The 20,088-nt window shown below is 49.8% G+C and carries 19 protein-coding genes, 1 tRNA gene, 1 rRNA gene and 1 other annotated feature; of the genes, 6 read left to right on the forward strand and 15 right to left on the reverse strand.

Annotated elements, in window-relative coordinates; translation table 11 throughout:
- The 4 genes from SPM24T3_RS22870 to rluD form a co-directional block, all read right to left on the reverse strand.
- Positions 1 to 183 (reverse strand): 16S ribosomal RNA (locus tag SPM24T3_RS22870); the annotation flags it as partial.
- A gap of 528 nt (positions 184 to 711) precedes the next feature.
- A complete protein-coding gene (clpB, locus tag SPM24T3_RS22875) occupies positions 712 to 3,285 on the reverse strand; it encodes an ATP-dependent chaperone ClpB (protein ID WP_009639213.1) in 2,574 nt (857 codons plus the stop codon).
- Between the two features lie 131 nt (positions 3,286 to 3,416).
- Positions 3,417 to 4,151 (reverse strand): purine nucleoside phosphorylase YfiH, encoded by a 735-nt coding sequence (gene yfiH / locus SPM24T3_RS22880; protein ID WP_009639214.1) that lies wholly within the window; start codon positions 4,149 to 4,151, stop codon positions 3,417 to 3,419.
- Complete coding sequence (rluD, locus tag SPM24T3_RS22885; RefSeq protein ID WP_009639215.1) at positions 4,151 to 5,128, reverse strand: 23S rRNA pseudouridine(1911/1915/1917) synthase RluD; 978 nt, start codon at positions 5,126 to 5,128, stop codon at positions 4,151 to 4,153. The genes yfiH and rluD overlap by 1 nt, the downstream gene beginning before the upstream one ends.
- Before the next feature lie 129 nt (positions 5,129 to 5,257).
- Between rluD and bamD the strand changes: the two genes are divergently transcribed.
- The 4 genes from bamD to pheA all read left to right on the forward strand — a co-directional run bounded on the left by bamD (position 5,258) and on the right by pheA (position 8,061).
- On the forward strand, positions 5,258 to 5,989 hold the full coding sequence (gene bamD, locus SPM24T3_RS22890; protein ID WP_009639216.1) for an outer membrane protein assembly factor BamD: 732 nt from the start codon (positions 5,258 to 5,260) through the stop codon (positions 5,987 to 5,989).
- A gap of 243 nt (positions 5,990 to 6,232) precedes the next feature.
- Positions 6,233 to 6,571 (forward strand): ribosome-associated translation inhibitor RaiA, encoded by a 339-nt coding sequence (raiA, locus tag SPM24T3_RS22895; protein ID WP_009639217.1) that lies wholly within the window; start codon positions 6,233 to 6,235, stop codon positions 6,569 to 6,571.
- 139 nt (positions 6,572 to 6,710) lie between these two features.
- Positions 6,711 to 6,833 (forward strand) — a sequence feature (Phe leader region).
- Entirely contained in the window at positions 6,712 to 6,759 is a 48-nt protein-coding gene (locus SPM24T3_RS25800) for a hypothetical protein (RefSeq protein ID WP_193791627.1), read from the forward strand. It overlaps the preceding feature by 48 nt.
- Before the next feature lie 70 nt (positions 6,834 to 6,903).
- Positions 6,904 to 8,061, forward strand: coding sequence for a bifunctional chorismate mutase/prephenate dehydratase (pheA, locus tag SPM24T3_RS22900; protein WP_009639218.1), 1,158 nt, complete (start codon positions 6,904 to 6,906; stop codon positions 8,059 to 8,061).
- A gap of 72 nt (positions 8,062 to 8,133) precedes the next feature.
- On the opposite strand, the gene tyrA is transcribed toward pheA, so the two are convergent.
- The 7 genes from tyrA to ffh form a co-directional block, all read right to left on the reverse strand.
- Positions 8,134 to 9,255, reverse strand: a complete 1,122-nt coding sequence (tyrA, locus tag SPM24T3_RS22905) for a bifunctional chorismate mutase/prephenate dehydrogenase (RefSeq protein ID WP_009639219.1) — start codon at positions 9,253 to 9,255, stop codon at positions 8,134 to 8,136.
- Positions 9,256 to 9,262: 7 nt separating this feature from the next.
- The gene (locus SPM24T3_RS22910; RefSeq protein WP_009639220.1) at positions 9,263 to 10,339 is read right to left on the reverse strand and encodes a 3-deoxy-7-phosphoheptulonate synthase; all 1,077 of its coding nucleotides are present in this window, start codon (positions 10,337 to 10,339) and stop codon (positions 9,263 to 9,265) included.
- Positions 10,340 to 10,678: 339 nt separating this feature from the next.
- Positions 10,679 to 11,041 (reverse strand): 50S ribosomal protein L19, encoded by a 363-nt coding sequence (gene rplS, locus SPM24T3_RS22915; RefSeq protein ID WP_009639221.1) that lies wholly within the window; start codon positions 11,039 to 11,041, stop codon positions 10,679 to 10,681.
- A gap of 77 nt (positions 11,042 to 11,118) precedes the next feature.
- Positions 11,119 to 11,862: a tRNA (guanosine(37)-N1)-methyltransferase TrmD gene (gene trmD / locus SPM24T3_RS22920; protein ID WP_009639222.1), complete on the reverse strand. Its 744-nt coding sequence runs from the start codon at positions 11,860 to 11,862 to the stop codon at positions 11,119 to 11,121.
- Positions 11,863 to 11,928: 66 nt separating this feature from the next.
- Complete coding sequence (gene rimM / locus SPM24T3_RS22925) at positions 11,929 to 12,477, reverse strand: ribosome maturation factor RimM (RefSeq protein ID WP_009639223.1); 549 nt, start codon at positions 12,475 to 12,477, stop codon at positions 11,929 to 11,931.
- 18 nt (positions 12,478 to 12,495) lie between these two features.
- The gene (rpsP, locus tag SPM24T3_RS22930) at positions 12,496 to 12,744 is read right to left on the reverse strand and encodes a 30S ribosomal protein S16 (protein ID WP_009639224.1); all 249 of its coding nucleotides are present in this window, start codon (positions 12,742 to 12,744) and stop codon (positions 12,496 to 12,498) included.
- A 181-nt stretch (positions 12,745 to 12,925) separates the two neighbouring features.
- Entirely contained in the window at positions 12,926 to 14,287 is a 1,362-nt protein-coding gene (gene ffh, locus SPM24T3_RS22935) for a signal recognition particle protein (RefSeq protein ID WP_009639226.1), read from the reverse strand.
- Between the two features lie 179 nt (positions 14,288 to 14,466).
- Between ffh and SPM24T3_RS22940 the strand changes: the two genes are divergently transcribed.
- Both SPM24T3_RS22940 and SPM24T3_RS22945 read left to right on the forward strand, forming a co-directional pair.
- Positions 14,467 to 15,258 carry an inner membrane protein YpjD gene (locus SPM24T3_RS22940; RefSeq protein ID WP_009639227.1) on the forward strand — a complete coding sequence of 264 codons (792 nt, stop codon included), beginning with the start codon at positions 14,467 to 14,469 and terminating at the stop codon, positions 15,256 to 15,258.
- A gap of 84 nt (positions 15,259 to 15,342) precedes the next feature.
- Positions 15,343 to 16,629, forward strand: a complete 1,287-nt coding sequence (locus tag SPM24T3_RS22945) for an HlyC/CorC family transporter (protein WP_009639228.1) — start codon at positions 15,343 to 15,345, stop codon at positions 16,627 to 16,629.
- 130 nt (positions 16,630 to 16,759) lie between these two features.
- Here the strand turns inward: SPM24T3_RS22945 and luxS are convergent, their stop codons facing one another.
- The 4 genes from luxS to SPM24T3_RS22965 all read right to left on the reverse strand — a co-directional run bounded on the left by luxS (position 16,760) and on the right by SPM24T3_RS22965 (position 20,087).
- Positions 16,760 to 17,275, reverse strand: coding sequence for an S-ribosylhomocysteine lyase (gene luxS / locus SPM24T3_RS22950; RefSeq protein ID WP_009639229.1), 516 nt, complete (start codon positions 17,273 to 17,275; stop codon positions 16,760 to 16,762).
- Between the two features lie 172 nt (positions 17,276 to 17,447).
- On the reverse strand, positions 17,448 to 19,004 hold the full coding sequence (gshA, locus tag SPM24T3_RS22955) for a glutamate--cysteine ligase (protein WP_009639230.1): 1,557 nt from the start codon (positions 19,002 to 19,004) through the stop codon (positions 17,448 to 17,450).
- A 206-nt stretch (positions 19,005 to 19,210) separates the two neighbouring features.
- On the reverse strand, positions 19,211 to 19,777 hold the full coding sequence (yqaB, locus tag SPM24T3_RS22960; RefSeq protein WP_037379617.1) for a fructose-1-phosphate/6-phosphogluconate phosphatase: 567 nt from the start codon (positions 19,775 to 19,777) through the stop codon (positions 19,211 to 19,213).
- 233 nt (positions 19,778 to 20,010) lie between these two features.
- A tRNA-Arg gene (locus SPM24T3_RS22965) sits at positions 20,011 to 20,087 on the reverse strand.
- Position 20,088: the final 1 nt, after the last annotated feature.

The raw sequence follows: 20,088 nt of genomic DNA on the forward strand, positions 1-20,088 counted from the left end.
GTCATGCGGTATTAGCTACCGTTTCCAGTAGTTATCCCCCTCCATCAGGCAGTTTCCCAGACATTACTCACCCGTCCGCCGCTCGTCACCCAGAGAGCAAGCTCTCCCGTGCTACCGCTCGACTTGCATGTGTTAGGCCTGCCGCCAGCGTTCAATCTGAGCCATGATCAAACTCTTCAATTAAAAGTTCGATTTGCTTAAACAAGTTAAGCGGTGCTCAAAGTTTACTTTCGTAATAATTCAAAAATGAATTACTGCTTGGTCACTCTAAGACTTGGCATTGCTGCCTTTGATATTCTGTTGCCACCGAGGTGGCTGATATCGTCTTGTGAGTGCCCACACAGATTGTCTGATAAATTGTTAAAGAGCAGTGAGTTACGCGCTTTCGCTTGCTAACTCGAGGTGGCGTATTCTACGCCTTCCTCTTTTGATGTCAACCGTTTATTTTCGCGGTCATCATCATTTTAAAATCTTTCCGACTTGTTCACACCGCGTTGCTGCTGCGTTGTTCCCTGTCGATGGAGCGGCATTATAGGGAGTTTCTGAGGAGCCGCAAGCGTTTATTCGAAATAAATTACTGACCGCTCATTAATTCAACGATTCGTTTGATTTCGGATAATAAAGCAACAAAAAAGGGGCCAAATTGTGATTCGGCCCCTTTTTATCAGGAATTACTCAGGGCAGAAAACCTGAGATCTCCTTATTAGAGAGTTACTGTTTAGCAACTATATGGTCATTCTCTACATCTATAGTAATCGGTTTGCCTGGAATCAGCTTGCCAGAGAGAATTTGCTGAGCCAGCGGATTCTCGATTTCCTGTTGGATGGCACGTTTAAGCGGACGCGCACCATATACAGGGTCAAACCCGGTATTACCCAGCAGTTCCAAAGCTGCATCCGTGAGGTGTGCGCTATAACCGCGCTCTTCCAGACGTTTATAAAGACGCTGCAACTGGATTTCCGCGATATGTTTGATATGCGCGTGACCCAGTGGATGGAATACCACCACCTCATCTATACGGTTGATAAATTCAGGGCGGAAGTTATTGGTCACGACTTCCATCACCGATTCTTTCATCTGCGCATAGGTTGCTTCACCAAAATGCTGCTGGATAACATCAGAACCAAGGTTCGAGGTCATGATCACTACAGTATTACGGAAATCAACAGTACGACCTTGCCCATCGGTCAGGCGTCCGTCATCCAAGACCTGCAGAAGAATGTTAAATACATCAGGATGCGCCTTTTCTACTTCATCCAGCAGAATGACAGAATAAGGACGACGGCGGACTGCCTCAGTCAGATAACCGCCCTCTTCATAACCGACATATCCCGGAGGCGCGCCCACCAGCCGTGAAACCGAGTGTTTCTCCATAAACTCTGACATATCGATACGCACCATCGCGTCATCACTGTTAAACAGGAATGTCGCCAAAGCCTTACAGAGTTCGGTTTTGCCGACCCCGGTAGGACCGAGGAACAGGAACGAGCCGATTGGGCGATTCGGATCCGACAACCCCGCGCGACTACGGCGGATAGCATTCGAAACCGCATCCACCGCTTCGTTCTGGCCAATGACGCGCTTATGCAAATCATCTTCCATGCGCAGCAGTTTTTCGCGCTCGCTTTCCAGCATTCTTGCCACGGGAATCCCGGTCCAACGCGCCAGCACGTCGGCAATTTCCACATCCGTTACGCGGTTGCGCAGCAGCTTCATGGTTTTGCCTTCAGCCTGGGTAGCCGCCGCAAGCTGTTTCTCCAACTCAGGGATCTTGCCGTATTGCAGCTCGGACATGCGCCCAAGGTCACCAACGCGGCGTGCCTGCTCGAGCGTTATTTTCGCCTGCTCGAGGTCGGCTTTGATATTCTGCGTGCCGGTCAGAGATGCTTTCTCGGCTTTCCACTCTTCATCAAGCCCCGAGTATTCACGCTCTTTCTGCTCAAGTTCGGTATTCAGCATTTCAAGACGCTTGATGCTGGCATCATCCGACTCTTTCTTTAATGCCTGCTGTTCAAGCTTCAGCTGAATGATACGACGGTCGAGACGATCCAAAGATTCGGGTTTGGAGTCCATCTGCATGCGAATACTGGATGCCGCTTCATCTATAAGGTCGATAGCCTTATCGGGTAACTGACGATCGGAAATATAGCGATGAGACAAGGTTGCTGCCGCCACAATAGCCGGGTCAGTTATTTGCACATGGTGATGAAGCTCATAGCGCTCTTTCAGGCCACGCAGAATCGCAATGGTATCTTCGACAGATGGCTCGGCTACAAACACTTTTTGGAAACGACGCTCTAACGCTGCATCTTTCTCGATAAACTGACGATACTCGTTCAGCGTAGTCGCGCCGACACAGTGCAGTTCACCACGCGCCAGTGCAGGCTTGAGCATATTACCGGCATCCATCGCGCCGTCTGCCTTACCCGCGCCGACCATAGTATGCAGTTCATCTATAAATAGAATGACATTGCCTTCCTGCTTGGCCAGATCGTTAAGCACCCCTTTCAGACGCTCTTCGAACTCACCGCGGTATTTGGCACCAGCCACCAGCGCGCCCATGTCCAGAGAAAGGACACGTTTATTTTTCAGGCCTTCTGGCACTTCACCATTAATGATGCGCTGTGCGAGACCTTCGGCGATCGCAGTTTTACCGACTCCCGGCTCACCTATCAGCACCGGATTGTTTTTAGTACGGCGCTGCAGGACCTGAATGGTGCGACGAATTTCTTCATCACGACCAATAACCGGATCCAGCTTGCCTTGCTCGGCACGCTCGGTCAGATCAATGGTGAATTTCTTTAAAGCCTGACGCGAGTCTTCGGCTCCCTGATCATCCACTTTGTCACCACCTCGCATTTGATCGATAGCCGCGTCGAGTTTTTCTGCCGTTGCACCGCTAGCCTTCAACAGGTCAGTCAATACGCCGCGGTCTTTTAACACCGCCAGCAGGAAAAGCTCGGAAGAGATAAATTTATCAGCACGCTGCTGCGATATTTTGTCACACAGATTTAAAACACGAACCAGTTCACTTGATGGTTGAACATCACCACCGGTTCCTTCAACTTGCGGTAAACGCGCCAATGCCTGATCGACGTCCGTGCGAACTCGTTGAGCGTCAACGCCCGCAGAGGTCAATAAAGGACGCACAGTTCCCCCTTCCTGCGTGAGCAAAGCGCTCATCAGGTGGACAGGTTCGATGAATTGGTTGTCGCGCCCAAGTGCGAGAGACTGGGCATCGGCGAGGGCAAGCTGGAATTTACTGGTAAGACGATCCAGACGCATAACACCTCCAAATACTGAACAAAATTGCTACTGGAGATTAGATGAGGTCATCCCTCACGATTTCAAGGTTATTTTGTCAGTATATTATGAGTACAACGCCATGCTTTTCTGGATCGCCTTGATTTATTAGGTTATCTCAGCCAAATCAAACTTGCCAGACGTCCGGTAATACCATCGCGTCGATAAGAGAAGAAATGAGAGGATTCGCCAACGGTGCAGCGATCGCCGCCAAAGATTAGTGAGACACCTGCAGCCTGTAACCTCAGGCGAGCCAACTGATAGATATCAGCTAGATATTTTTCACCAAAAGGCGTGAAAGCCGAAGCCGCAAGAGGATCGGAAGCCATAAACGCTTCTTTGACCTCGCCGCCCACTTCAAACTGCTGTGGGCCAATCGCCGGACCGAACCAGGCCATGAGATGCTCGGGTTTGGCGCGAAATGCCGAAATAGTGTTTTCGAGCACGCCTGCGTTAAGCCCTCGCCATCCGGCATGCACCGCGGCTACTTCATTCCCTTCCCTGCTGCAAAACAGTACCGGCAGACAATCTGCGCTCATTGCCGCACAAACTACGCCCGGTTCATCGGTATAGGCCGCGTCAGCACGAATGTTTTGATGGGGAGTTTGTCGAGTCAGGCGAGCCACGTCGGTACCGTGAACCTGTTCAAGCCAATGGGGCGCTGCAGGCAACGAGGCGAGCTCAATCAGACGTTGGCGGTTAATTGCCACACGTTCGGGGACGTCGGAAACGTGAGAGCCAAGATTCAATGACGCGTAAGGCGGCAAACTCACACCGCCCTGTCGCGTCGTTGAACAGGACCGCACCGAATCAGGCTGCGGCCACTGGGGAAAGATTAATGCAGGCATTACCAATGCATCTGGTCCTTGAACTCTTCGGTATCGGCTTTCAGTGCACTGATCAGATCAACCATATCCTTTGGCAATGGCGCGTGCCACTCCATCTGGATACCTGTAACCGGGTGGAATAGACGCAGCATAGTCGCGTGCAGCGCCTGGCGGTCAAAGGTACGCAACTGCTGGATAAAGTTATCGGATGCGCCTTTCGGCGGACGAGGACGGCCACCGTAAAGCTGATCGCCGACCAGAGGATGGTCAATATGCGCCATGTGTACACGGATCTGGTGAGTACGGCCAGTTTCAAGGCGCAATCGCAAACGCGTGTGTGCCCGGAAATGCTCCATAATGCGGTAGTGCGTGGTGGCCGGCTTGCCCATCGGGTGGACTGCCATGTGCGTGCGCTTGGTGCTGTGGCGGGAGATAGGTTGATTCACCGTTCCCCCTGCGGTCATGTTACCAATCGCCACGGCCTCATATTCGCGGGTAATTTCGCGACGTTGCAAAGCATCAACCAAGTGAGTTTGTGCCGGCACGGTTTTCGCTACGACCATCAGGCCAGTAGTATCTTTGTCCAGACGATGAACGATACCGCAACGAGGGACATCAATTATCTCGGGATAGTAGTGCAGCAAAGCATTAAGCACGGTACCATCTGGATTACCGGCACCAGGGTGTACAACCAGATCGCGCGGTTTGTTAATGACTAAAATATCGCTATCTTCATAAACGATTTCAAGCGCAATGTCCTGAGGCAGCCAGCGAGCTTCCTCTTCAATTTGTGCATTGATTGCGATAATCTCGCCACCCAACACTTTTTCTTTAGGTTTCGAGACAGTTTTGCCATTAACTGTGACCCTTTCTTCAAGAATCCAATCTTTTATTCGAGATCTTGAATAATCAGGGAACAATTCGGCCAAAGCCTGATCTAACCGTTGACCGAGTTGTGTTTCGGCAACCGTCGCCGTGAGTTCTACTTGTTGTGCCATATGGTGCTCTTGGGTAACCTTGGGTTTTCACGGCGATGCCGTTTAAAATAATGTGCTATTGTAGCTGGTCTTTGTCGGGAGCTTAACGGACAGTCTCCCAGAATAACACCTGAGGATAATCAAAACGTCATGACGCGTGTGAAATATCTGGTGGCAGCAGCCACGTTGAGTCTGGCGCTGGTAGGTTGCTCCAGTACCAAAGAAGCGGTCCCCGATAACCCGCCAAACGTCCTTTACGCGACCGCCCAGCAGAAATTGCAGGACGGTAACTTCAAAGGTGCGATTGCGCAACTGGAAGCGTTGGATAACCGCTATCCGTTTGGGCCGTACTCACAGCAAGTGCAGCTGGATCTGATTTATGCTTATTACAAGTCGCCAGATTTGCCACTTGCCCAAGCCTCTATCGATCGCTTCATGCGTTTGAATCCAACTCATCCAAACATCGACTACGTCATATACATGCGTGGCCTGACAGATATGGCGTTGGATGAAAATGCACTGCAAGGATTCTTTGGTGTCGATCGCTCAGACCGTGATCCGCAGCATGCTATCGCTGCGTTCCGCGATTTTAGCCAGCTGCTCCATTCATATCCAAACAGTCAGTATGCAGCAGATGCCAACAAGCGTCTGGTGTTCCTGAAAGACCGTTTGTCTAAATATGAATTGTCAGTGGTGCAATACTACACTAAACGTCAGGCTTACGTCGCCGTTGTTAATCGTGTTGAGCAAATGATGAAGAATTATCCGGATACTAAAGCAACGCGTGATGCGCTGCCGCTGATGGAAAATGCTTACAGAGAATTGCAATTGAATACCGAAGCAGACAAGGTTGCTAAAGTCATCGCGCAGAATCCTGCCTGATAATTTTTCCCCTGTGTGTTTAAAACGGTGGCCGCGGCTGCCGTTTTTTTTTGCATTTATCTCTTTGATAATGCGGCAATCTGCCAGCGTCTTCAACCCCCTTTCACCACATAACTTACCGAAATCACAATTTAGTTGTTATTGACAAAAAGTGACAAAAAAGTGTGATTAATATCACACATTTTGTCGCCAAGGACGGTATGCTGGTTCTACCCAGACGGAAAGACAAAGAGGGAAGTTAATATGATCGTAAACATTACCAGCAAGCAAATGGACATCACTACTGCGATTCGGGAACACGTCGAAGACCGTCTAAAAAAACTGGAAAAGTGGCAGACTCAGTTAATTAATCCACACATCGTTCTTTCTAAAGAACCACAGGGCTTTGTTGCAGATGCGACAATTGGCACCGCCAATGGCCCTCTGGTTGCCAGCGCATCACACGACGACATGTATGCCGCGGTGAATGAGCTGATTGCAAAACTCGAGCGCCAACTGAACAAGGTTCAGCATAAAGGCGAAGCACGCAGAGCTGAAAGTTGTGTCAAAGACATCAACTTGCTGCCATTAGAGGAGGAATAGCTCTCTACGCTCGACCGGGTCACGGCCCTGCAATGAAACCAACGCGCTCACACGAGCGCGTTTTTTTTAAATCTTATTGACAGCATTTAAAGCCAGAGGGTACCTTAAAGGCTTACAACCTATAGAGTCGCCAGCAGCAGATGAGCATCAAACCGTTTTTCTTCGCATTCTTTTTTACCTTCCCCTGACTGGGAGGCGTTTCGTCGTATAAGAAAGAATGCGAAGACGAACAAAAAGCCTCCCACCGGGAGGCTTTTTTTTTATATGTTTTGAGACAGGTAAAACTGAAGCGCTAATCGCCTTCAGACCAGACAATTAAAAAGGCATAACCGATGAGTGAAAACCCGTTACTGGATCTGCGTGAGCGCATCAGCGCCCTCGACGTCAAGCTGCTGGCGTTGCTGGCCGAGAGACGCGGCATGGCAATTGAAGTTGCCCAGGCTAAAATGCATACCCACCGCCCTATTCGTGATATTGAACGCGAACGCGAACTGCTTAACCGATTGATTATTGAGGGCAAGCAGCACGATCTCGATGGCCATTACATCACTCGCGTATTTCAGTTGATCATTGAAGATTCGGTGCTGACCCAACAGGCGTTGCTGCAACAACATTTGAACAACACAGCTTCCGGCTCCGCGCGTATCGCATTTCTTGGTCCAAAAGGCTCTTATTCTCATCTGGCTGCCCGCCAATACGCCGCTCGTCATTTCGACCAGTTTATCGAATGCGGTTGCCTGAAATTTCAGGACATCTTTACCCAAGTCGAAACCGGCCAGGCGGAATATGCCGTTTTGCCAATTGAAAATACCAGCTCCGGTTCTATCAATGACGTTTACGACTTGCTGCAACACACCAGCCTCTCTATCGTCGGCGAGCTAACTAACGTTATCGATCACTGCGTGCTGGTATCTGCCGACACCGACCTGTCGAAAATTGAAACCGTTTATAGCCATCCTCAGCCTTTTCAGCAGTGTAGCCAGTTTATTAACCGCTTCCCACACTGGAAAATTGAATACTGCGAGAGTACCGCAGCAGCAATGGAAAAAGTGGCCGCGGCTAAATCACCTCACGTTGCGGCGCTGGGCAGTGAAGCCGGTGGCGCTTTGTATGGCTTGCAAGTGCTTGAGCATAACCTGGCTAACCAGAAGCAGAACATCACCCGCTTTATCGTGCTGGCGCGCAAATCTATCGATGTGACGGAGCAAGTTCCGGCAAAAACCACACTGATTATGGCCACCGGACAACAGTCGGGTGCGCTGGTTGATGCACTGATGGTGTTCCGCGAACAAGGGATCATCATGACTAAGCTGGAATCACGTCCAATCAACGGTAACCCGTGGGAAGAGATGTTTTATGTCGATGTGCAGGCCAATCTGCGTTCCGAAGCCATGGAAAAAGCACTGCGTAATCTGAGTCCAATTACCCGCTCGCTCAAGGTACTGGGCTGCTATCCGAGTGAAAACGTGGTCGCGGTCAACCCAGAATAATCTTTGAAAAATTAAAAGCAAAAAGGCCAGACGTTTAATCGCCTGGCCTTTTTATTTATCACATGCGGAGCATTAACGACGAATATCGTTGGCCTGACGCAGCAATGAACCGCTCTCTTTCAAGAAACGCGGCGCATAATCGCCAAACCAGTCTTCAACCTTACGGAATTTCTCGATAAAAGCCTGCTTGTCGCCAGTTTCCAGCAGTGCCAGCGCATCACCAAAACGCTGATAGTAGCGTTTAATCAACGAGATATTATTCTCTGATGACATAATAATGTCTGCGTAAAGCTGAGGGTCCTGCGCAAACAGCCGCCCTACCATTGCCAGTTCTAATCGGTAAATTGGCGAAGACAGCGCTAGCAGTTGCTCAATCTCGACATTCTCTTCCGACAAATGCAGGCCATAGGCAAAGGTTGCGAAGTGGCGTAATGCCTGCACGAATGCCATATTTTGATCGTGTTCAACGGCGCTGATTTTATGCAGTCTCGCGCCCCAAACCTGTAGCTGCTCAAGTAGCCATTGGTAAGCTTCTGGTTCGCGGCCATCACAGTAGACCACCACCTGTTTAGCCAGACTGGTGACATCAGGTCCAAACATCGGGTGCAGTCCAACGACTGGACCTTCGTGCGCAGCAAGCATCGCCTGCAACGGCTTATTCTTGATCGAGGCCAAATCAACCAGAATACAATCGCCCGGCAGTTTCGGCAGGCGCGCAATGACCTTTTCAGTTAAATGAATGGGAACGCTGACAATCACCATCCCCGCATCGGCGAGTAAGCTTTCAGCCTGCGGCCAGTCTTCCTGTTCCAGAATTTTCACCTGATAACCGGAAAGTTCGAGCATGCGGTTAAACAGACGCCCCATTTGCCCTTTGCCACCAACGATAACCACTGGGCGCAGCGCAGGATTAAGCGTTTTAAAACCTTTATCATTTTCACTGGAATAAGATTCGCGCATCACGCGGCGCAAAACGTCTTCAATCAGGTCGGCCGGTACGCCAAGATTAACCGCCTCCTGGCGACGAGAGGCCAGCATCGCAGCCTCACGCTCGGGCACATAAATCGGCAAACCATAGCGGCTCTTAACTTCACCGACTTCTGCAACCAGATGCAAGCGTCTAGCTAAAAGATCCAATAGCGCCTTATCGACTTCATCTATCTGGTCACGCAATGCGTTTAGTTCGGCCACCATAAAACGTTTATTCTCCTGAAATTCTTGCTGCCAGCGAATCACCCAGTTCCTGATGCATTTTACGCAACAGGGTTTGCGTGGTTTCCCAGTTAATGCAGGCATCGGTCACTGATACGCCGTAACGCATCTCGGCACGCGGTTGCTCTGAAGATTGATTGCCTTCATTAAGATGGCTCTCCAACATCAACCCGGTAATTGAACGATTTCCGGCTTTAATCTGGCTGATGGCCGATTCGGCAACCAGCGGCTGGCGGCGATAGTCTTTGTTTGAATTGCCATGGCTGCAATCTATCATCAAGGACGGGCGGAGTCCCGCATCCTGCATCTGTTTTTCACAGTCTTGCACATCTTCGGCGCTGTAGTTTGGTGTTTTACCGCCGCGCAGGATCACGTGACCGTCTGGATTCCCTTGCGTCTGCAACAGACAAACCTGACCGGCCTGATTAATGCCCACAAAACGGTGCGGCATTGCGGCTGCACGCATGGCATTGATTGCGGTACCCAGGCTACCGTCAGTGCCATTCTTAAAGCCCACCGGCATCGACAGGCCCGAGGCCATCTCGCGGTGCGTTTGTGATTCGGTAGTTCGCGCGCCAATAGCGGACCAGCTGAACAAATCGCCCAGGTACTGCGGGCTATTCGGATCCAGCGCTTCTGTCGCGATTGGCAGGCCCATGCTCACCAGTTGCAGCAAAAGATTACGCGCGATGTGCAAACCGGCTTCGACGTCGAAGGTGCCATCCATGTGCGGATCGTTGATTAGCCCTTTCCATCCCACGGTAGTGCGCGGTTTCTCGAAGTAAACGCGCATTACGATGTACAAGCGATCGCTGAGTTCTTCAGAAAGGGTTTTCAAATGACGTGCGTAATCTATTGCGGCATCAAGGTCGTGAACGGAACACGGACCACAAACTATCAGCAGGCGTGGATCGCGACCATGGATGATGTTGGCGATAGTCTGGCGTGACTGTTCGATGCTGGTTTGGTTTTCCACACTTAATGGAAACTTGTTTTTAAGCTCTTCCGGCGTGATGAGTATTTCTTCTGCACTGATGTGCACGTTGTTCAAGGCGTCTTTTTGCATGATGGATATCCACGAGAAATTTAAATTTTTTGCTGTTGTGCAGCACTGCGGTCAAAGATAACACAGCCTGTAAACTTTTCAAACATCAGGTGTAAACTTTAAATTACCAATAATCCAAAAATACGCGACAAAGTTTACAGCAGGGCGAAAAACTCAAAAAACCATATAAAAAAGCACCAAATTAGCAATAAAACCAATTTATCGGACTTAAAATTAATTTCAACCGCACACCAAGTGTAAACAAATAATTACATACCACTATCTCATTCTCAACTTTGTACTTTTCTGGCAAAAAAAAACGGCCCGCTAGGCGGGCCGTTTATATAACACTTGAGAATATTATCGTGCGTTAACGCGGTTAAGACGCTCTTTGATACGCGCTGATTTACCGGTACGTTCACGCAGGTAGTACAGTTTCGCTTGACGAACTTCACCACGACGTTTAACAGTGATGCTGTCAATTACAGGTGAGTGAGTCTGGAATACACGCTCAACACCTTCGCCGTTGGAAATTTTACGAACAGTGAATGCAGAATGCAGACCGCGGTTACGGATAGCGATAACCACGCCCTCGAATGCCTGCAGACGCTTCTTGCTTCCTTCAACAACCCATACTTTCACTTCGACCGAGTCACCCGGACGGAATGAAGGTACGTCTTGCTTCATCTGCTCTTGTTCAATTTGCTTAATGATATTGCTCATAATATATCTCTTACCCTAGGTAAACTGATAATCGAGAGAATCCTGAGCCAGGCTCAAATATTCTCTTATTAGTTTTGTTAACTGATGCGATGTTCCCGTTGGAACTCTTTCAGTAACACCTGTTGCTCGTCAGTCAGAGCTAGGTTTTCCAGAAGTTCAGGTCTTCTAAGCCAGGTACGACCCAACGACTGCTTCAAACGCCAGCGACGTATTTCTGCATGGTTTCCCGACAGTAAAACCGGCGGTACTTCCATGCCCTCCAACACTTCAGGACGGGTATAATGGGGACAATCCAGTAATCCATCGGCGAAAGAATCTTCTTCTGCCGAAGCATGATGACCCAGAACGCCCGGTATAAAACGGGACACTGAATCAATCAACGTCATAGCTGGCAACTCCCCACCGCTAAGTACGTAATCGCCAATTGACCATTCTTCATCAATTTCGGTTTTGATTACGCGCTCGTCGATCCCTTCATAGCGACCACATACCAGAACAATTTTCTGGTAAGCCGCCAGTTCGCAAACGCCTTGCTGGTCAAGTTTGCGTCCTTGTGGTGAAAGATAAATCACTTTCACGCCTTCGCCTGCCGCTGCTTTAGCTGTATGAATCGCTTCCCGCAAAGGTTGCACCATCATAAGCATTCCCGGTCCGCCGCCGTAAGGGCGTTCGTCCACGGTACGATGCCGATCGTAGGCGAAGTCACGAGGACTCCAGCACTCTACGCTCAGCAGGCCATTCTTAACTGCCCGGCCAGTTACCCCGTAATCGGTGATTGCGCGGAACATCTCGGGGAAAAGGCTAACTATACCAATCCACATAGCCTAATCCTCATAACGCTGTTCCACTCATCCCTCGGATATCTAAACGAATAGACATTACGGAGGTCAAAAACCAGGATCCCAATCTACTTCGATAATGCGAGTAGTGAGATCGACTTTCTTGATAACCTGCCCATCGAGGAACGGAATCAACCGCTCCTTGATGCCAAATGCATCTTTCAGGTTTGCTTTAACTACCATGACGTCGTTAGAACCGGTTTCCATCATATCGATGACTTTACCCAGTTCGTATCCGTTGGAGGCTACTACCTGGCAACCAAACAGGTCTTTCCAGTAGTAATCACCATCGCCGAGGTCTGGCAGCTGGCTTGAATCTACAACAATCTCGCGATTAGTCAGAAGATTAGCCGCATCCCGATCTTCAACGCCTTTGACTTTGATGATCAGGTCCTGATTGTGGCGCTTCCAGCTTTCCAGCTCTACAGCTTGCCACTTACCTGCCTGCTGGATAAACCACGGCTGGTATTCGAAAATGCTTTCAGCGTCTTCGGTGGATGAAAACACTCTGAGCCAACCGCGAATACCGTAAGTTGAGCCCATTTTACCGAGAACTATCGGTTCTTCAGGCGTCACTGGATTGAGTTGCTTGCTCATTGTCACCACCGCGACGGATTAAGCTGCTTTCTTAGCGTCTTTGATCAGCGTAGCAACGCGATCAGAAACGGTTGCACCCAGATCTTGCCAGTGAGCAATACGATCCAGGTCCAGACGCAGTGCTTCAGCCTGGCCAGAAGCCAATGGGTTGAAGAAGCCTACGCGCTCGATGAAGCGACCATCACGAGCATTGCGGCTGTCGGTCACTACTACTTGATAGAACGGACGCTTTTTTGCGCCGCCACGTGCCAAACGAATTGTTACCATAACATCCTCTTTAGTGAATAAAACAACCAGACCCCATCGGGGAACGGGGTCTGGTTGCTATATAAAAAGCCCGAAAATTTTACTCATTTTGGCGCAAAAAGCAATCGAAAGCGTAGATAAGCTCAAACTACTTTTGGCCAGCGGCTAATTCGCGGTACTTATTATCATGTTGAACAGCGTCTTAACGGCCTGGGAAACCTGGTGGCATCATACCTTTCATGCCACGCAGCATTTTAGCCATGCCGCCGTTCTTCATTTTTTTCATCATGCGCTGCATGTCGTCAAACTGCTTGAGCAGTCGGTTGACGTCTTGCACCTGCATTCCGGCACCCAGCGCGATACGGCGCTTGCGGGAACCCTTGATGATTTCAGGCTTGGCGCGCTCTTTAATAGTCATCGAGTTGATGATTGCTTCCATGCGCACCAGAACTTTGTCGTCCATCTGAGACTTGACGTTGTCAGGCAGTTGACCCATGCCCGGTAGCTTGCCCATCATGCTCGCCATACCGCCCATATTACGCATCTGCTTGAGCTGATCGAGGAAGTCGGTGAGGTCAAAACCGTCGCCCTTCTTCATCTTGTTGGCCAGCTTCTCGGCCTGTGCGCGGTCTACCTTGCTTTCGATATCTTCAATCAGGGAAAGCACGTCGCCCATCCCCAGAATACGTGAAGCCACGCGGTCCGGATGGAAAGGCTCAAGAGCATCGATTTTTTCACCCATGCCCAGGAATTTAATAGGTTTGCCCGTGATATGACGAATAGACAATGCCGCACCACCGCGCGCATCGCCGTCTACTTTTGTCAGAATCACACCGGTTAGCGGCAGCGCTTCGTTAAAGGCTTTTGCAGTATTGGCCGCATCCTGACCGGTCATGGCATCGACTACAAACAGCGTTTCAACCGGCTTGATAGCCGCGTGAACCTGCTTGATTTCGTCCATCATCGCTTCGTCAACGTGCAAACGGCCGGCGGTATCCACCAGCAGCACATCAAAGAACTTCAGTTTCGCGTGCTGTAACGCAGCGTTAACGATATCAATAGGCTTCTGGCTGGCATCGGAGGCGAAAAACTCAACCCCAACCTGCTCGGCCAAGGTTTCCAGCTGTTTAATCGCCGCAGGACGGTAAACGTCGGCAGAGACGACCAAAACTTTTTTCTTGCGTTTTTCTCGCAGGAATTTCGCAAGCTTGGCAACGCTGGTGGTTTTACCCGCCCCCTGCAAACCGGCCATTAACACCACTGCTGGCGGTTGCGCGGCAAGGTTAAGCTCGGAATTCGCCTCGCCCATCGCTGTAACCAGCTCTTTCTGGACGATTTTTATGAATTCTTGACCCGGTGTCAGGCTCTTGTTGACTTCAGTGCCAACCGACGCTTCTTTCACACGGTTGATGAAGTCGCGCACTACCGGCAGGGCAACGTCAGCCTCCAGCAACGCCATGCGAACTTCACGCAGGGTTTCTTTTACATTTTCTTCGGTCAGCCGCCCACGGCCGCTGATATTGCGCAGTGTGCGCGACAATCGATCGGTTAAATTATCAAACATCGTCTCTTGCTCAACGTAATGACAGGCCGCCTTTGCGACACAATTGCGGGATTATAACACGAGATGTCCGCACAATCTCTGCCCGATATATAAAGGTAAAATCAGGAGAGTTGTTGGAGCACGACGCAGGGGACGCTATACTGGCTTTCTCATTCATTTTTCAACGCAAATGACACAATATGCCAGCTTTCGCTCTTGTCGCCATGATCGCCTATTTGTTAAGCCTTTCATTGATCATTCCCAGCCTGATCCGCAAGAATGGCACCTATCGGCGCATTGCGTTACTTTCAGCTGTGGTTGCTCTGGTTTGCCACGCGATAACCCTTGAGCAACGGGTGTTTGACGTCAGTACCGGGCAAAATCTCAGTCTGGTCAATATTGGTTCGATAGTCAGCCTGATCATTTGTACCGTGATGACCATTGTCGCATCGCGCAGCCGCGGCTGGTTTATTTTGCCGATCGTTTACTGCTTTGCATTAATCAATCTGGCACTGGTTGCCTTTTTGCCGGGCGAGTTCATCACCCATCTTGAAGCCAGCAAAGGGCTGTTGGTACACATAGGTCTGGCGCTGTTTTCTTATGCAACACTTATCATCGCGGCACTTTATGCCTTGCAATTGGCCTGGCTTGATTACCAGCTGAAAAACAAAAAATTGTCTTTCTCTGCAGATATGCCTCCTTTGATGAGCATCGAACGCAAGCTGTTCCACATTACTCAGGGCGGCGTTATCTTGCTTACCCTGACGCTTTGTACCGGCCTGCTGTACATGGAAAACCTGTTCAGCCGTGAAAATATCGACAAAGCCGTGTTATCAATTCTAGCGTGGCTGGTTTATATCGTTCTGCTGTGGGGACACTACCACGAAGGCTGGCGCGGTCGCCGCGTGGTGTGGTTTAGCATGGCAGGTGCCATCTTGCTGACCCTGGCTTATTTTGGCAGCCGTCTGATCCAGCAATTCACGACGCATTAATCTCAAGAATCGGTATCCTCTGCACTCGTGGGTTGATACCGTTATTCACCAAAGCAGCATTTTTAATCTATAAGGAATTACCCGTTGGAGCACGTCTCTACAACTACCCTCATTATCATCCTGGTTGTCATGGTGGTAGTTTCCGGCTATTTTTCGGCCTCCGAAACCGGAATGATGACCCTCAACCGCTATCGTTTGCGCCATCTCGCCAAGCAGGGCAATCGCGCAGCACGCCGCGTGGAGAAGCTGCTCAAGCGTCCCGATCAGCTAATCAGCCTGGTGCTGATTGGCAACAATCTGGTTAACATTCTTGCCTCTGCGCTTGCAACTATCGTGGGCATGCGCCTTTATGGCGATGCAGGTGTGGCGATCGCTACCGGTATCCTGACCTTTGTGGTTCTGCTGTTCGCCGAAGTGTTGCCTAAAACCTATGCTGCGCTTCACCCTGAGCGCGTGGCTTTTCCCAGCAGCGTGCTGTTGCGCCCGTTACAAACCATCATGATGCCGCTGGTGTGGCTGCTTAACAGCCTGTCGAAGATCCTGATGCGCATGTTTGGTATCCAAACCAACGTCGGTATCAGCGACGCGGTGAGCAAAGAAGAGCTGCGCACGATTGTTAACGAATCACGCTCGCAGATTTCCCGTCGCAATCAGGACATGCTGCTGTCTGTACTGGATCTCGAAAAAGTCTCCGTTGACGACATCATGGTGCCGCGTAATGAAATCGTTGGTATCGATATCAACGATGACTGGAAATCGATTATTCGTCAGCTGACTCACTCCCCGCATGGCCGCATCGTGCTTTATCGGAGTTCGCTCGATGATGCGATTGGCATGCTGCGACTGCGCGAGGCCTATCGCCTGATGACGGAAAAGCGTGAGTTCACCAAAGAGAATCTGCTGCGCGCTGCAGACGAGATTTACTATATTCCGGAAGGTACGCCGCTGAATATTCAGTTGGTAAAGTTCCAGCGTAACAAGAAGAAAGTCGGGATTGTGGTCGATGAATACGGTGATATTCAGGGCTTGGTAACGGTTGAAGACATTCTTGAAGAGATCGTCGGGGACTTTACAACCTCGATGTCTCCTACGCTTGCAGAAGAAGTCACGCCGCAGAGCGACGGTACCGTGCTGATTGAAGGCAGCGCCAACGTGCGCGAACTTAACAAGGCCTTCAACTGGAACCTCCCTACCGACGGACCGCGCACAATTAACGGCATGCTGCTTGAAGTGCTGGAAGACATCCCGAAGATTGGCGTTAGCCTGCGCATTGAAAGCTACGAGGTCGAGATACTCGACGTGCAGGACAACATGATCAAACAGGTTAAAGTCAGGCCGTTGAAAACGTTGCGTAGCAATAAAGATCATTAAAAGGCCAGGATAGGTAACTGTCTATCCAAGACCAACGGCCAATAAAAAAGACGCGATAATCAATCATCGCGTCTTTTTTTATGCCGTTAACCTGGCGGTTAACGTGCTACTGAAGCTAAAACTGCTATTGCTAGATGTGCAGTTCAGTCAGTTTTTCAGGTGGCAGCGCCAGCTCATCGTTGTGGTTAACGCCAATTTCGCTATCAACGATGTGCTGAGCGATTTCCTGAGCTTCTTTCAATGAGTGCATATCGCAAGTACCACATTGATAGATGTTCAGCTCAGGAATTTGATTCTGATCTTTAACTTTCAGAATGTCAGCCATCGCCGATTTCCAGGAACTGGCAACCAGCTTCTCATCAGGCACACCGATCAGGCTCATGTAGAAACCGGTACGGCAACCCATTGGAGAAATATCGATAATCTCAACGCCGTTACCATTCAAGTGGTTACGCATAAAACCAGCAAACAGGTGCTCAAGAGTATGAGTACCGCGCTCGGTCATCACTTCAATGTTCGGGCGGCAAAAGCGCAGATCGAACACGGTGATGGTGTCCCCATTAGGGGTTTTCATGGTTTTAGCAACGCGAACAGCAGGGGCGGCCATTCGAGTATGGTCTACGGTAAAGCTATCCAACAGTGGCATAATCGTCACCTCTCCTAAAAAAAATTATTTTTTTATCGAACTCAGGAAACCTTTTCCCATAACGCGAGTCTGAATATATGAAAGACGCGCATTTGTTATCATCATCCCTGTAAACAGAGATGTTTGTTTTGGCCACATTGATTGTGGCCTTTTTCTTTTCTGGCACCCTGCCCTATTTTGCGGCGAGAGCAGCCAGATACTCATCAAAGCTTAGCTTATCATTTGCTTCAAGGGTGCGCTGACGCTCCCAGGACGCATCACGCTCATTATCCAATTGCTGCTCGCTCAGAACCTCCAACGGCTCCTCAATCAGCATCTGACGGTATTTTTCGGCCAATTTCACACCAAGATTGCTCTCAGCTTTCATCGCCTTGAGGATGCGCGCCGAATAAGTCAGTTCAGGATTGTCGAATGCGGCAACAAGCTCATCACTGACATCTTGATATTCTTTATTACCATTCTGAGTATCCAGAACCTCAGCCACGCGACGCAGATCGGCAAAAAGAGATTTACCGGCTTTTTCAAGCGGCTCTCTGACATCATCGCAGCCAATACCAATCGTCTGGCCCGGCTTGCGCCCTTCCAGAATCACACGATTCCAGTTTTGACGCGTGCAAAGAATCTCCTCGCTATTCATTTCCGGCGCATCCGCCAATGCACACCATATCAAAAATAGGTCAAGGAAACGTGCCTGCGAGGCATCAATGCCAATCGGGGTGAATGGGTTAATATCGAGTGAACGAACCTCGATGTACTGGATCCCACTGCGCAGCAAAGCATCAGAAGGCGTTTCGCCCGATTTAGTGACGCGTTTAGGACGAATAGGAGCATAAAGCTCGTTCTCAATCTGTAACACATTGGTGTTCAGTTGCAGATATTCTCCGTCTTTTTTCAGGCCTATCGCCGCATACTCCTCCCAGGGAGTCCGCGTTGCACGTTTAACGCCAGCGATATAAGTATCGAGATCGTTAAAAGTAATGCCCAGATTACTTTGCGATTTACTGGTATATCCTAAATCGCTCAGGCGCAGTGAAGTCGCATAAGGCAGGTAACATAATCCGTTCTCGGTATACTCAAACGGCAGATTTGTTTCATGTCCCTTAAGGAATGAAGAGCAGATCGCCGGAGAAGCGCCGAACAAATAGGGGATAACCCAGCCAAACCGGTAATAATTGCGGATTACATTCAAGTAAGCCGCAGAGATTGCGTCTTTACCGCTCTCGGCATCTTTTATGCCCAGGCGTGCCTGCCAAAACTCGATCGGCAGTGAGAAATTGTAATGGATGCCTGAGATAGTCTGCATCACTGCACCGTAGCGACTTTTCAGCCCCTGGCGATACAAAGTTTTCAGCTTGCCAATGTTTGAAGTTCCGTACTGAGCTAGCTCAATATCTGCGGGAGAATCTATAAAACAAGGCATGCTGAACGGCCACATTCTTTCATCGCCAAGCTCTTTGGCAACATGACGATGAATATCGCGCAAAATTTGCAACGAATGCTCAACACTGTCATCAACCGGAGTGATGAACTCCAGAAGAGCCTCGGCGAAATCGGTGGTGATCAAGTCATGCGTCAATGCCGAACCTAAAGATTCAGGATGACCCGTGGTTGCCAGTGCGCCATTGGGGTTAACGCGCAGTGTTTCGCGCTCAATACCCCGACCAATGCCCTTCAAGGAATGAGGATGGGCTTCCAGCCAGGAAAGCGCCTGTGATACATCCGGGATCAAATTGACCTCCCGCTATGAAAAAATGTTAACGCGTACGTTTTCTGAATCTGCATAGATGTGACCATCATAGATAACCGATACCAATCTAACCCCACTCAGGACCTGCCTCTCTCTTGATAGAGTATAGAGGACTCAAGATCCCGAGCATGCGTAGCCAACCTGTCAAGACGCATAACAAATCGCCAAATACCGATAACGCGCTGAATTTACAGCGTCCGAACATCAACATAGGCCATATTTGCGCGTTTGGCAGCTTCTATACCGAAATCGGCGTCTTCAAATACCACACACTTCTCAGGCACTACGCCAATTAGCTCCGCGCAACGCAGGAAGGTGTCAGGTGCCGGCTTGTGATGTTCTACGTCATTGGCGCCAACAATCGCGTCAAAGTACTCTCGCAGCCCTAAATGACGAAGCAGAGCATCCGCCATCCAGTGTTCGCTGCCCGTGCCGACCGCCATAGGACGGCGACCGTGAAACGCCTTCACCACCTCAATCAGCGGCAAGGGCTTAACTGTATCAAGTAACATCTCCTGTACCGCCGAGGTCTTCTCGGTGGCCAGATGATGAGGATCTAAATCAACGTTATTACTATCGATGATAGATTTTGCAATTCGCCATGTCGGCGAGCCGTTAAGAGCAACCATTGCAGCCAGGTCATACTGCAGATTGTATTTCGACAGAACCTGATGCCAGGCTTTACGGTGCGTTGGCTCTGTATCCAATATGGTGCCGTCCATATCAAAGATCAATCCTTCGTAGCCCTCGTACAGCTTGTAATCCATAACCACCGCCTGCTCTTAACAATCTGGGGGAAACTACTTTATCGCAAAGATGTTGAATTGTCGCTTTTTGTCAGGTCAGACAGCACACAGGGAATAGTTGATTTGCGAGGAAGATCGGTAAAGGAGAATTTAGCGAATAGCAGAAAGCAAAAAACCCGCCGAAGCGGGTTTTTCTAGGCTTGCAACTTCAGATAAATCTTTATCTGCAAACTTGGGGAATATGGTGCACCCAGGAAGATTCGAACTTCCGACCGCTCGGTTCGTAGCCGAGTACTCTATCCAGCTGAGCTATGGGTGCA

This window comes from Serratia sp. M24T3, assembly GCF_000257645.1.
In the GTDB taxonomy this organism is placed as follows: Bacteria; Pseudomonadota; Gammaproteobacteria; order Enterobacterales; family Enterobacteriaceae; genus Rouxiella.

What these genes read in the sequence shown, in the direction of transcription:
- clpB (WP_009639213.1), bottom strand. Translation starts at nt 3,285, where the DNA reads ATGCGTCTGGATCGTCTTACCAGTAAATTCCAGCTTGCCCTCGCCGAT.
- yfiH (WP_009639214.1), bottom strand. Translation starts at nt 4,151, where the DNA reads ATGCCTGCATTAATCTTTCCCCAGTGGCCGCAGCCTGATTCGGTGCGG.
- rluD (WP_009639215.1), bottom strand. Translation starts at nt 5,128, where the DNA reads ATGGCACAACAAGTAGAACTCACGGCGACGGTTGCCGAAACACAACTC.
- bamD (WP_009639216.1), top strand. Translation starts at nt 5,258, where the DNA reads ATGACGCGTGTGAAATATCTGGTGGCAGCAGCCACGTTGAGTCTGGCG.
- raiA (WP_009639217.1), top strand. Translation starts at nt 6,233, where the DNA reads ATGATCGTAAACATTACCAGCAAGCAAATGGACATCACTACTGCGATT.
- pheA (WP_009639218.1), top strand. Translation starts at nt 6,904, where the DNA reads ATGAGTGAAAACCCGTTACTGGATCTGCGTGAGCGCATCAGCGCCCTC.
- tyrA (WP_009639219.1), bottom strand. Translation starts at nt 9,255, where the DNA reads ATGGTGGCCGAACTAAACGCATTGCGTGACCAGATAGATGAAGTCGAT.
- SPM24T3_RS22910 (WP_009639220.1), bottom strand. Translation starts at nt 10,339, where the DNA reads ATGCAAAAAGACGCCTTGAACAACGTGCACATCAGTGCAGAAGAAATA.
- rplS (WP_009639221.1), bottom strand. Translation starts at nt 11,041, where the DNA reads ATGAGCAATATCATTAAGCAAATTGAACAAGAGCAGATGAAGCAAGAC.
- trmD (WP_009639222.1), bottom strand. Translation starts at nt 11,862, where the DNA reads ATGTGGATTGGTATAGTTAGCCTTTTCCCCGAGATGTTCCGCGCAATC.
- rimM (WP_009639223.1), bottom strand. Translation starts at nt 12,477, where the DNA reads ATGAGCAAGCAACTCAATCCAGTGACGCCTGAAGAACCGATAGTTCTC.
- rpsP (WP_009639224.1), bottom strand. Translation starts at nt 12,744, where the DNA reads ATGGTAACAATTCGTTTGGCACGTGGCGGCGCAAAAAAGCGTCCGTTC.
- ffh (WP_009639226.1), bottom strand. Translation starts at nt 14,287, where the DNA reads ATGTTTGATAATTTAACCGATCGATTGTCGCGCACACTGCGCAATATC.
- SPM24T3_RS22940 (WP_009639227.1), top strand. Translation starts at nt 14,467, where the DNA reads ATGCCAGCTTTCGCTCTTGTCGCCATGATCGCCTATTTGTTAAGCCTT.
- luxS (WP_009639229.1), bottom strand. Translation starts at nt 17,275, where the DNA reads ATGCCACTGTTGGATAGCTTTACCGTAGACCATACTCGAATGGCCGCC.